Here is a 12856-nt window from a genome sequence, read left to right on the forward strand (position 1 = left end):
AGGCTCGTTTTTGATTCAGGCACAACTGAAGCAAACCTCATCCCGTCTTTCGCCAGATTTTGAAGTCCCGCAAAATAGAACCCCCAATAAACTCCCTTAAAATTGAATTGTCTGGAATCAAGTCCATATCCAGCGGCAGGAACCACTCGATAAATGCCAGCAATCGTTTTGCTTCAATATACTCCGCTGTGCCATAAGGGACCTGTCTGAGCAGAGGTTCAACCAGCCGCTTGAGCGCCGATAGCTCATAAACCAGTGCAGAGTTGAAAATTTCATCCGCATTTTCTTGAAAAGGAAAAATGTGATTCTTCTCCCCCCTGCGCACCGATTCCCAGCGTCCGATGGTCTCAAGAGCAGAATAACCCCGTTCTCGCGCATCCCGGACAATCCTTCGCAATAAGCGTGTATCGGTTGTAGAAATTCGATTATGACGATCCAGATTCAATTGGGTTAGACATGAAACATAAATACGGAAAGTCTGCCCGGTTGGGACATTGGGTAAAAGGCGCGGATTCAAACCGTGAATTCCTTCTAAAATAACCAGCTGGTCTTTCTCCAGCCGGACAATTTCCCCTGGATGACTTTTACCCTCGCGAAAATCAAAGCGAGGTAATTGAACTTCTTCTCCTTGTATCAACCTGGTCAGGTCTTTTTCCAACCGGCGAACATCCAGTGCTTCCAGGGCTTCAAAATCGTAATCCCCATTTGCGTCGCGCGGTGTCAACTCTCGATCCACAAAGTAATTATCCATTTCTAAGGCGAACGGTGATAAACCGTACGCCAACAATTGGACAGAGAGCCGTTTGGCAAAGGTTGTCTTTCCCGAGGAGGATGGACCGGCAATCAGAATAATGCGGGTTTGATTGGCGCGTCGGACAATTTCCCGGGCAATTTCGGCAATTTTCTGTTCATGCAGTGCTTCGGAAACCAGGATAATCTCGCGGATGCGATCAGCAGAAATTGCATCATTCAAAGCGCCCACGCTGTCAATTCCAAGATGAGCCAACCATGCTCCGTATTGTTTAAAGGTCTTCAGGAGGATTGAAAAATCCGGCAAAGGCAGCAATTCTCTCGGCGCATGACGGCGGGGATATTGTAGGATAAAACCTTCATCCATTGCTTTAAGACCAAACCAGCGCAGGTACCCGGTTGAGGGAACCATGTAGCCGTGATGATAATCGCGGTGGGAACCCAGTTGATACAGAACCAGGGTCTCGCGATGCCGGTATCTTAATAAACGGACTTTATCCTGATGCCCTTTGGTTTCAAAATATTGAACGGCCTCTTTGAGCGGCACGGTCAAACGCTCAAATGGCAAATCTTGTTCCACCAATTCCCGCATTCGGGATTCCAAACGCTTTAATTCCCCCTCGCTGAGCGGATCTCTTCCTCCTACCTGACAGTAATAACCACCAGAAGTGACCGAATGATCCACCGTTAAAACTGCGTCCGGGAAAAGTTCCTCAAAGGCTGCTTCCAGCAGAAAGGTGAGTGAACGCCGATAGATGCGCGCACCGTCTGCACTGGCCATCGTGAGCGGGATAACTTTCGATTCGATAGTAATCGGGTAGGTCAATTCCCGCAATTCATGATTGACAATTGCTCCGACAATCAGAGGATTATCCCATTCTGGTAATGCCTTCAGAAATTCACCCACAGGGGTATTGCGTTTCCCCTGCAACACCCTGCCATCCGGCAGGTGAACTTCAACCTCGTCGCGTGGTTTTATAAAATGGATTGGAGATTTTGCAGGATCGCTCATCTTTGCTTCAGATTACTCCGTGAAAGATGTTTCAAGGATAAAAACCAGTATATACCATCCTGGTATCTAGCCGTATGGAGATTGACGTGTTGTTCTCTTCAAAGTAACCGACAAATCTGCAAGGGCTTTGGTCGCTCAAAGCCCTTGCAGGAAAATCAGGTTTTTACGCAGAACCTTTACGGTTTGAGCAGCTCAATCTGTGCGAAGTCATTTGCAGATAGAGTGCCGGGGTCTGCCTGACTGGGTAAATAAGTACTGCCCAACATCACTTCCTGACTGGTCTGGCTTTCCGCCGGCCAGATCAGGTCAATGATGCGGGTGTGATTGCGCCGACCGTCAGCCGGTGCACCACCAAACCGCCACTGAGCTGATTTCTGCTCTACATCCCGCACTCTCCAGACTCCGGCTGATGGATAACCTTCCTGTCCCAGCACGGCAACTGCAAAGCCCCATGTTGAGGGGTCACCGTTTCCAAATGAGGTACGCGGCACGCGCACCGTAACGGTGCGGGCAGCCGGATCAACCAGAATTTTCATGTTGATTTCGCTGGCTTGAACTGGCTCAAGTGTATCGCTCTTTGGAACCAAGACCTGGGGAGTCCATCCTTCCAACCACAGCGCATAATCCCAGCCGTTACCGCTGGACAGAGCTGCGTTCCGTCCGGGCAACAACAAACGCGCTCCCGTTCCACTTCCCGGGTCTTGATCAATGTAGATATCAATGGTTTGAATTGCTAAACCATTTGGAGAACCCCACGGATTCGGGATGGGGCCGTAAAAACCGATTCGGAAAATCAGATTATTATCATCATAAGAAACCCGGAAGGATTTAAGATCAAAGGCTTTGTTCTGAAAGACCGCATCCGTTGGATATGTGTAGGTACCGGGTCCGTAATCATCTCCTTCAGGGTCTTCAACTTCAAATAAAACGGTTGAAAGCCCCAAATCCGGAATCACGAACTGGGCTGGTCCTTTCTGCGGAAACAAGGCCTGATCCGTCCCAATACCAATAAAGAAGCGGTATTCATCTCCGGTTTCAAATTCACCCAGCAGAGCAAGGGGTACGGAAAGTTCCAATACACCAGCGTTTGAGGCCGCCGCTCCAATCGCTTCACCTTCTTCCCAACCTTCCTTACCGGCCTTGAAAAGGGTCAGGTCACGACCACCATTCCAGACCAGAGCATAACTGGCAGCCATTCCTAATAGACCAGGCTGCTCCGCCAGAGTGTACGGATAACTGGTTTTCATGCGTCGGTCCTGAAGGTAGATCACCACCGGCGTTTCCAACACCCGCGCCATTGCGCCGCCGCTGGCAGCATCAACTCGCAGGTAAAGATTATTTGCATCCAAAGCATAGGCAAAACCTGCCAGTTGACTGCTTTCAGCAGCCGGGTAATAAGCCGCCTTGTCCCACTCCTCAGCGCCAATGCTGCCGTCAACGAGCGGTGAAGAAATCCCTTGTAATGGTGTTTCGGCGCTGACCGGGCGGGCTTGAATGATGGGGACATCCACAAAGGTCGGTACCGGTTCACCTAAGGTTTCAAACACTTTACGCAGCAGTTCGCGGAAACCTCGATCAAAGTACTCATCCTGACCTGAATCCTGATCGGCTCCGTACCACCAAAACCAGTCCGAACCCTCCGCCAACAGCATGTAATCTAGTGCGGTTTCAATCTTCTCTGCCGGCGCCCGGCGTACTTTCGAAATATCGTACTTCGCCAGCACTTCCCTGGTCTGCCGCAGATATTCCCAGGCTGTATTTTCCTCTGCCTCGCCAATCCAGGTATCGTAATTCGGGCTGAACCATGCCCCCGGGAACAGGTCTTGTATCAGCTGCTGGTCGGGGAACTTCTGGATGTACTCGCTCGGTGTAATCGTGCGGATGGTTTCACTTTCAGAAAGCAGCTGGTAAAAAGTGCTCAGGAATTCAATGCCGTCATTTTCATAGTATTCCCAGGCGTTCTCTCCATCCAAAATGATTGAAACAACGTGAGGACCTTCAGCATTTTGTTCTTTCAATTTGGCACGGATATTTTCAAGGCGTTGAATCAAGTCCTTTGCAGCAGCCGTACCAGAAACACCCGAATAAGTAAATCCAATTTTGTCCGAAAGAACCCCATCACGGAAGAACACGGCCAATTTATCACCAGATTGATTGGTCACATAGTATGGGCGATAAAGATCATCCGGCTGATTGACCGTTTCCTTACTATCGCGGGTAAAAGCTTCCAATCCCAGCGACTTAGCCAGCACGGGTTCACCGGTTGCCATCCATGAATAACCGGCCCGCAAAACAAATGGCACCATAATCTGCGCCACTGCCCCCTCACCCGGCCACAATCCGCGCGGGGGTTGACCGAAATTCGATTGGTACAAAGTAACGCTGCGTTGCAGGTGGGTAAGCGCATCCTGCGGGTAGGAGAACTTTTGCGGTAAATCCGAGCCAGGGTTACCTTTGGCCTGTATATTGGTATCAATGAGCAAGGGTAAAATAGGGTGAGCGTAAGGGGTGGTGGTAACCTCAATCTGCCCGGCCTCCTGCAACTGCCGATGCAGCGGGACGATTTCCGCCATCACCCGCCGCACTTCCTGAAAGAGAATGTCTTTATCCTCTTCACTGAAGTTTTGACCTTTTTCAACCAATTCTTTCAGCGGGGGTTGATTTAGGAACATCGGGTCAAACCACACCAGATTCCACCAGATCTGCAGATCGCGGAAATCCTGTTCTGTGAAAGTATTTAAGGCATTTTGAATGGCTTCGGCATCCGTACCGCCGCGTTTTTCTAATAATTCTTTGTAGCGCGGGTAACGCCCGATCAATTTATCCCAATTGGCATCAAAGAAACGCTGCAGAATAAAAAGTTTATCCTCATCGGTTAACTGGCTTGCCGGTTTCTCCGTCATCACCCAGTACAAATCCTTGGCACCATTGTTGACGAAATCCTCCAGCTGACGCAACAATACCGGTGTGAGATTGAAGGTGACATGTACATTGGGATATTGGGAAACCAGATACGCCATATCATAGTAATCTTTTGTGGCATGAACCCGTACCCAGGGGCGGGTATAAACCCCGTTTTCATTCTTGTAATAGAGAGGCTGGTGCTGATGCCACATCAAATTGAGGTAAAGCACATCCTCAACAGCCGGCTCCAATACCGGCGTTGGGGTTGGTTTCATCGGTTCAGTTGTATTGACAATCACCGGTTCGGTTGGCACAACCGGGGTCACGGTTTGGATCTGGCATGCTGAAACTGCCAAAACCAGTACCAGAGCAATCAAAATCAAACGGTGAGCTGTTTTCATCTTCTTATACTCCTTCCAATTCAATTTATCGTTTTGCCAGAGCGGGATCATAAATTTGCAAACCGCTCAATGCAGTTCCAATCCAGAGTCTTCCCATTGGATCAAAGGCGAATGTCAAGGGTTCGCCTCCATTAAAACCAGAATTATTGTCTCGATAAACGATCCAATGATCGTTACCGTCAAAGCGGCTGATCAATCCGCCCGGTTCGGTCGGGAAGCCGTGTCCAATCCAAAACCCGTTGCCCGGCTGCTCGATAATGCTATTCACCACGCTGGTAGGCAATCCAGAGCTGCCTAAACGGTAAAAGAGCCATTCTTCGCCTTCCCAACGTGCCACGCCACCCCCAATCGTAGAAATCCAAACCCGATTTTGGGCATCTACGATCAGGTCGGATACTCCGCCCCAACTCAAATCGCGGGCAGAAAAATCCCAACTTTCAAGTGCTTGTGTTGAAACCTCCAGGCGTGAAACGCCCTTTTGTGTGCCAAGCCACAAAAATTCCTGGCCATGGTCGGATTGAAATGCAAGTGCAAATATCCGCAGGTCAGCAAGGCCACCAACTAATTGGCTATACGAAGATAATTGCTGTCCATCCCAGCGATATAAGCCGCTCAGACTCCCCACCCACAAATTTCCCTCTCCATCTTCAACCAGCGCGCGCACGCGAACTTCTTCTACCCCAAACGCATCTTCTGAAATTTGTACCCACCGATCCTCGCACAGGCAACTTACACCCCTATCGCTGCCAAACCACAGATTTCCCCTCTGATCTTCGTAAACTACCCGCACACTTTCATCAAGAATGCCTGAATTTTGGCGGTTGTAAACCCGGCTATCCTCCCCCCAGGGCGACCCTTGCGTAACATGCCATAGCGCAGCGCCTTGAGCAGTGGCAATCATCATATCCCCATTCGATCGCAGATATAAATCATAAATCGTATTGGAAGGCAATGGCGCAGTTTGCGCCATCAAATGCTGCCAACCCCGCCGCAGCAAAGCCTGATCATATTCGTAAGTAACTTTCCCAATGACAATCAATCCCGTAAAGCCGATAATCAACCACCAGAACACTCTTGGCGGTTTTGGGAACATTTCCTCCAGATAATCCCAATAACTTTCTTTCTCGAGAATCCAGGTATATCCCCACCTCAAAAATCCAGATGCACTTAAACAAAGCGCCGGAATAACGATCAAGGAATATTGCGGCCACTTGGTCGGGTAGATCAACAAGATGATAAACTGTACAAGGAACCACCCCGGCAACCACGGTTCTTTACGGCCGTAAAAGTAAAGCCCAACCGCCCCGGCCCAAAAGATAAATTCATCCAATGTGAGGAAAAAGAAAACGCGTGGATGCCACGGCAAGGCAGTCGCCACCCAGATGACCGGCTGCCACCATGGGTAACCGGCGCGTGTGACATCCCCCCCTTCGGTATAAGCCTGATGAAAGGAAACAACCTCCAATATCCTGCGGAATGGCTCATTCCAGAAGTATGGATTTAGAATGAAGAAGGTTACCAAAACAACCCCCATCCAAACCATCATTTGCTGAATATTGACCTTCTTTCGAAATTGCCAAAGCAGGAAAATAACGGGAATGAGCATCAATCCATATGGATATTTTCCCGCAATTGCTGCTCCCATTGCCGCTGCCGCAATCCAAAAAAATCCATAGGAGGCTTTTTGGGCTTCGTCTTCCAGGGATTTCCGAAGCAGTAAAACGGCTAACAGGGAAGCAAAAAGGGGAAAGGCTTCCAGATAAACTTGACTGGTGTACTTGATGGTATAAGAATGGAAGGTCAACAGAAATGCAGCCAGAGGGTCAAAAAGGGCAAGGATGAAGACCTGTAACACCCCAAAAAACGCACTGGTGGAGCGATTGAAGTAAAACTCAAAATCCGGATTGACATTTTCTCCCTTGATCAAAAATGGCAGGCTGTACATCAACTTGACCAGCGGGGGATGCTCTTTGTTTTGATCATAGTTGATGATTTCTGTCCAATCCCCCTGCCGAATCAGTTGAGCATAATCCCTGCCCGCCCGCATATAGACCGGCTCATCTGCATCCAGGGGTAATTGCCAGACTGCCCAGGCATGAATCAATCCAGAAAGCGCCACAATCAGCGCAATCGTATGCCAGCGCTTCCACCACTTGGGCAAGGCACGTAAGGGAAAGTTGAGTAATTTTGCTAACATGACTGTTTGCTACCCCTATTTTGAAGAGGTAGTTTAATTTTCCGGTAGTTTCTCAAATTGATAAATCAATACATCACCCACCGGAACGGTATCCGGAAATTCAAACTCTTGCAAACTCCCATCTTGCTGTACCGACACGACCACCTCCACGATTTTACCTGTCAACGGCTGCAAGCGGTACCTGCCGGGGAGCAGTCCTTCCAATGTGCGAAAGGTTACCTTCTCTTGAGGTTGATTGCTCAAATTCAAAATCACCAGTACCTGTTCATTCTGGGTAACGCGCGCGTAGGATAAAACGGCAGCTGAAGAACAGGCGACTGGATAAAACTGCCCGCTTTGTAGCCCTTCGGACTGCGAACGGATGCGCAGCAGGTTCATATAAAAGCGCAGCAGCGAACTTGAATCTTGCAATTGATTCTGAACATTTTTCTCGGCATAATCGGGCTTTGGGAACAGCCACGGCGTGCCGCTGGTAAATCCCGCCTTTGATTCTGCCGACCAGTGCATGGGAGTTCGAATATTCCGATGATCTCCCTGTCCCGTCAGACCAATTTCTTCACCGTAGTAAACAAATGGCACACCCGGGCTGGTCAGGTATACTGCAGCAGCAATGCGGGCTTTGCTTTCATCCTGCATGAGAACAGTCATGACCCGGTCTTGATCATGATTGCTCAAAAAAATACCCATACTGCCCGGTGGGAATAACCGCGTTTCAAAAGTCAGCGTATTGTTAAGCGAAGTGGCATTCCGATTGTTGACATTACTCAAAATTGAACGCGCCAGATCAAAATTGAACACCACATCCATCTCTTGATTGCGAAGATAGCGCACCGCCTCAAAACTGTTTGACCATACCTCTCCCACCGTTATTGCCTGCGGATTGATAGACTTGTAATACCTGTAGAAATCCGCAAACCATTGATGGGTCGAGTCGGTATTCTCCTGATCGTTACCCTCTTCAATGAGGTGCTTGGCAGCATCAATGCGGAAACCGTCCACGCCCGCCTCTTCCAGCCAGAAGCGGGCAATTTGATAAATTTCCTGCGTTACAGCCGGGTTTTCCAGATTCAAGTCCGGCATTTGATCCCAGAAAAGGGCATAGTAATATTTGCCATTGGCAGCGCGGTGCCAAACCTTTTGTCCTTCTGGGCCAGTGTAACCTGGATTTTCATCCTGCCAGATGTAATAGTCGTGATAGGGTGATTGCGGGTCCAGAGCCTGTTGGAACCACGGGTGCCGGGTTGAGGTATGATTGATCACCAGATCAATAATCACACGCATTCCGCGCTGGTGAGCCGCATCTATCAAATCCTTGAAATCATCCAAAGTGCCATAGTCAGGGTTAACCTGATAATAATCTGTAACATCATAGCCATGATAAGACGGCGATGGATGAATAGGCATCAACCACAACGCGTTAATTCCTAAATCATTCTCTGTTTTCGGATTGCCATCATTCAAATAGTCCAGTTTCTGAACCAATCCTCGAAAATCGCCAATCCCATCCCCATCCGAGTCGTAAAAACTACGAACAAAAATCTGATAGAAAACCGCCGTTTTCCACCAATCCACCTCTTCCAGCACCTTATCGGTAGGTGTTTGGTTCGATTGCAAGGGAAGCGGGGTGATTGCACTCTCGGCTGCCCTGTCTGATAAGCCAGCACAGGAACTGATGAGAAAGAGGACAATCAAAAATACAAAAATCCGTTTGAGTTGAATTGAAATCATTGCAATCTTGAAAGAATAGCGCCACTCAACGCCGGAATTGTAACCTTGCTGGTTTGCCCTTCAAGGATCACCTCACAGCCGCTCCCCGTTTCTACCTGCATGATCCAGTGACCTATTAGCCATTGTGTCTGCCGGGTAGCAGAAAGATTGATCACGGTTGTAAGCCGTTCTTCCTCGAATTCTCTCTCCAAAACAAGGATGGCCTCGTTGCAATCCTGCACCTTGCAGGTTCCTCTGCGGAGAGCAGCAAATTGTTTCCTAACCCGAATCAACTGACCATAAAACTTCAGCAAGTCTTTGTCCTGCTCCTCTCCCCACAACATGGGCGACCGGGATTCCTCCGGTATGCCGCGTCCGTTCTGACGTACATCCCGCTGCTGCGATAACCCAGCCTCTGTACCGTAGTAGATTACCGGTGGACCCACAAGACTGAACTGCAGGAGTGCCGCCAGCTTGAGACGACGCTGGTCGTTTCCTGCTGCCCAAAGGAAGCGATTCATGTCATGATTATCCAGAAACGAAGGGCGCGAAAAATCTTGCGGGAAATACGCATGGTGTCGTTCCAGAAAAGAAGCCAGTTTTACCCCATCCCAGCGTCCAAACGCCAGCGACTGACGCAAACCCTCCAGCAGAATAAAATCCAACGCTCCGTCCAGTTGACCGGCAAAAGTCAGTTGGACATCAGAAGGATCCACAATTTCTCCAAATGTCCAGCAATCGGCTTTGGCTTGCCGGGTAACCTTGCGGAACTCTGCCCAAAAATCCGCAGCCGGTCCAATGGCGTAATCTACCCGAAAGCCGTCCACACCAAATTCCAGCCAGTATCTGGCGGCATCCAGCACATATTGACGCGCTGCCGGGTGGCGCAAATTCAATTTTGGCAGGCTTGTCACCCCAAAAAAGGTCTCGTAGTCATCGGGATAACGACGAAAGTTGAACCACTGGCGATAAGGACTGGCAGGGTCAGAAACAGCCTGCTGAAAATAGGGGTGCATGTTAGAGATATGATTGGGAACAAAATCCATCAACACCCGAATGCCCCTCCGGTGGGCTTCGACGAGCAATTCTTTGAAGTCCCTTTTACCGCCCAGGCGAGGTTCAATCTCAAAAAAATCGGTGGCATCATAGCCGTGGTGGCTTGGGCTGGGAAAAACAGGCGTCAGCCAGAGCACATTGACGCCCAAATCAACCAGATAATCCAGTTGTTCGGTAATCCCTCGCAGCGAACCCCCATAAAAATCACTCAAAGAAGATGGATTGGGCCATGGTTGATTCTTTCCCGGCGAAAAGCGATCCACGAATATCTCATACACCACCGCGTCTTTCGTCCAGACCGGGAGCGGATCGTCATCCACATAAAACCCAAAAATCTGACCCTGATCCGAAAGTTTCTCACCCCCATCCGCCATCTCAAAACCAAAATGATAACGCACCAGACTGCCGGTTGGAAAACCCGGCAAGACCGCTTCATAATAACTGAGGTAGCCCCACAGGATGGTATCCCATTCCGTATGAGTAAAAAACAGAGGAGCGGCAAATCCGTTCAAGGCTCTGCCCTGAGAGCCCTGCGGGTCACTTCCATCGGTTGTCCAGTATACCCAACCACGCCGCACAGGGTATTCCGGCCCAACGGATAAAATAAGTCTTACCGGTTGAGCGGGTAACGGATCCAGCGGTAATCGCCGAAAATTATGGCTGATTCCCGCCCGAATTCCATATACCCGCTCTCTCTTTAACTGTTCGGTTGCTAAAGTGCCAAAAATAAAATCGTCCACCCGCTTACCTTTTTTGAAATTGGTTTATCCTTTTACTCCGCCAACTGTTAATCCGGCTTCAAAGTAACGGTTCAAAGCCAGATAAACCAGCACCGTCGGGATAACCACGATGACCGCGCCGGCAGCAAATTGACCCCACGGCACCGAAACACTGTTTGCCAGTGAATATAACGCCGGTACAGCCAGTTTAACCGTATCCGGTGCCGGTACCAGCACTGAGGAAAAGATAAAGTCACCCCAGCCGGTCATGAAGGCCAGAATGGCAGTTACCGCCAAAGCAGGGCGAGCTAACGGCAGGGCAATCAGGAAGAAGGCCTGCACGGGAGTCGTGCCATCAATTTGGGCAGCCTCCTCCAGATCAATCGGTATGGTGTCAAAGTAACCCTTGAGATTCCACGTACAAAAAACCAGGGTTGCCGATGTGAAAGCCAGAATCAGGCCCAGATGTTTGCCAAACAGACCAACTGCCGTCAACACCTGCGCAATGGCAACCAGTGAAAGGATGCCCGGGAACGTGGAGATCGCCAGTAAAAAGATGAGGAAAAATTCGCGCCCCTTGAAGCGAAAACGCGATAAAGCAAATGCCGCCGATGTGCACACCACCAGACTGAAAATTGTGGTGATGCTGGCCACCTTGAAACTGTTGGTGATCCAGGTCAGGTAGGGTCTTTCGAAAAGCATAAAGCGGTAGTTTTCAAAACTCCAATCCACCGGGAAGAACATTCCCGGCAGGCTGAGTGTATACAACCGACCTCCCGAGCGACCCGAAGCCAAAAGGGCAAACCAAACCGGGTAGAGCGCAAATATCACCGCAATCACTAAAAAGGTATATTGTAAAACACGAACGCCAACGGGGGTTCTCTTAATCATGATTCATACGCTCCTTTCGTGATGCGGGTAATTCGCAGGCTGTACAGGGTAGCCAGGAAAAGCATAATGAAGATCAGCACGGCAAATGCGGTAGCCCGCCCATAATTTTGTAGCTGATAAATCTGACGGTAGGCATATACCATCACAAACTCGGTTGCCCCCGGTGTATCCGCACCTGCAAGAGGACCGCCAGCGGTGATTGCATAGGCGGTACCAAACATTTGAAAAGCCGTGATCGAAGTCAACACGGTGGCAGGCAGAACCGCCGGACGAATTAACGGCAAGGTGATGCGCTGCAATTGCACCCACCAGTTCGCCCCATCCACCTCGGCAGCTTCATACAATTCAACCGGAATGGATTGGAGCGCGCCAAGAATCGCCACCATAAAGAAGGGGTAGGAAAACCACAGGTCCGCCAGAACCACCACACCAAAAGCGCTGACCGGATTTTGCAGCCAGATTGGGCCCTGGATTCCAATTTGAGAGAGCAATTGATTAATCGTACCCTGCTGGCGGAAGAAAAATTGCCAAACCAACGCCATCAGGATGGCGACCGAGGAAGCTCCCCAGGGTACAAACAAAGCCACCCTGAAAAATGTCTTACCTTTCAGTCTGGGATCATTCAAAATCAACGCCAGCGTCAATCCAAAAACGAACGTCAACGGCACCCGAATGGCAACAAATAGAATCGTGCGTAAGACAACGATAATAAATGGACCGGTCGTCATCAGCTGATTGAATGCAGCCCGAATAGATAACAACACGCCCAGTCCAATGACCAGCGCAATGGCAATCAGCCACACCCCTCCTGATGAGATCGGCCTCTCGATCTCTCGATCTAGTCTGCGGTTAACATATACCGCTCCAATCAGCGGGGTGAAAGCCAGTAAAATTTTACCCAGCGCAATCAAAGCTTCAGCCGAAAAGAGTTTACCCAACAGTGCCTGATAGTTGGCGAACAACGGTTCCGCTAAACGATATGGCTGCCCCAGTCCCCCTTGAGCATTTTGTCGAAATTGCGGCCAGCACAGAGGATCGAGGAGACCGGTAAGGAACACTTCACAGTCCGGTTTTGGGCGGAATTTATTCCGATTGGTAAATGAAATATAGGTGTTCAGCACAATGGGATATACATTGAACACCAGGATCCCCAACATGGTTGGAAAGAGAAAGAAAAAAATCGTTAGGCCCTTGCGAGTTCCCTTCCAGGTATTCATAT

At 49.6% G+C, this 12856-nt stretch carries 7 protein-coding genes; all 7 read right to left on the reverse strand.

Annotated features, from left to right (window positions below):
- Positions 1–37 precede the first annotated feature (37 nt).
- The 7 genes from VAE48_RS15270 to VAE48_RS15300 all read right to left on the reverse strand — a co-directional run bounded on the left by VAE48_RS15270 (position 38) and on the right by VAE48_RS15300 (position 12854).
- Complete coding sequence (locus VAE48_RS15270) at positions 38–1762, reverse strand: nucleoside kinase (RefSeq protein ID WP_322794196.1); 1725 nt, start codon at positions 1760–1762, stop codon at positions 38–40.
- 176 nt (positions 1763–1938) lie between these two features.
- Positions 1939–5067: a glucodextranase DOMON-like domain-containing protein gene (locus VAE48_RS15275; protein ID WP_322794197.1), complete on the reverse strand. Its 3129-nt coding sequence runs from the start codon at positions 5065–5067 to the stop codon at positions 1939–1941.
- A 25-nt stretch (positions 5068–5092) separates the two neighbouring features.
- Complete coding sequence (locus tag VAE48_RS15280; RefSeq protein ID WP_322794198.1) at positions 5093–7264, reverse strand: two-component regulator propeller domain-containing protein; 2172 nt, start codon at positions 7262–7264, stop codon at positions 5093–5095.
- A 33-nt stretch (positions 7265–7297) separates the two neighbouring features.
- Positions 7298–8992: an alpha-amylase family glycosyl hydrolase gene (locus tag VAE48_RS15285; protein WP_322794199.1), complete on the reverse strand. Its 1695-nt coding sequence runs from the start codon at positions 8990–8992 to the stop codon at positions 7298–7300.
- A complete protein-coding gene (locus tag VAE48_RS15290) occupies positions 8989–10767 on the reverse strand; it encodes a glycoside hydrolase family 13 protein (RefSeq protein ID WP_322794200.1) in 1779 nt (592 codons plus the stop codon). The genes VAE48_RS15285 and VAE48_RS15290 overlap by 4 nt, the downstream gene beginning before the upstream one ends.
- A 24-nt stretch (positions 10768–10791) precedes the next feature.
- Positions 10792–11637 carry a sugar ABC transporter permease gene (locus tag VAE48_RS15295; protein ID WP_322794201.1) on the reverse strand — a complete coding sequence of 282 codons (846 nt, stop codon included), beginning with the start codon at positions 11635–11637 and terminating at the stop codon, positions 10792–10794.
- Positions 11634–12854 carry a sugar ABC transporter permease gene (locus VAE48_RS15300; protein ID WP_322794202.1) on the reverse strand — a complete coding sequence of 407 codons (1221 nt, stop codon included), beginning with the start codon at positions 12852–12854 and terminating at the stop codon, positions 11634–11636. The genes VAE48_RS15295 and VAE48_RS15300 overlap by 4 nt, the downstream gene beginning before the upstream one ends.
- Positions 12855–12856: the final 2 nt, after the last annotated feature.

It is taken from the genome of Bellilinea sp. (genome assembly GCF_034432615.1).
In the GTDB taxonomy this organism is placed as follows: domain Bacteria; phylum Chloroflexota; class Anaerolineae; order Anaerolineales; family Anaerolineaceae; genus Bellilinea.

Excerpts from the sequence above, each read along its gene's own strand:
- VAE48_RS15270 (WP_322794196.1), bottom strand. The coding sequence starts at position 1,762 with ATGAGCGATCCTGCAAAATCTCCAATCCATTTTATAAAACCACGCGAC.
- VAE48_RS15275 (WP_322794197.1), bottom strand. The coding sequence starts at position 5,067 with ATGAAAACAGCTCACCGTTTGATTTTGATTGCTCTGGTACTGGTTTTG.
- VAE48_RS15280 (WP_322794198.1), bottom strand. The coding sequence starts at position 7,264 with ATGTTAGCAAAATTACTCAACTTTCCCTTACGTGCCTTGCCCAAGTGG.
- VAE48_RS15285 (WP_322794199.1), bottom strand. The coding sequence starts at position 8,992 with ATGATTTCAATTCAACTCAAACGGATTTTTGTATTTTTGATTGTCCTC.
- VAE48_RS15295 (WP_322794201.1), bottom strand. The coding sequence starts at position 11,637 with ATGATTAAGAGAACCCCCGTTGGCGTTCGTGTTTTACAATATACCTTT.
- VAE48_RS15300 (WP_322794202.1), bottom strand. The coding sequence starts at position 12,854 with ATGAATACCTGGAAGGGAACTCGCAAGGGCCTAACGATTTTTTTCTTT.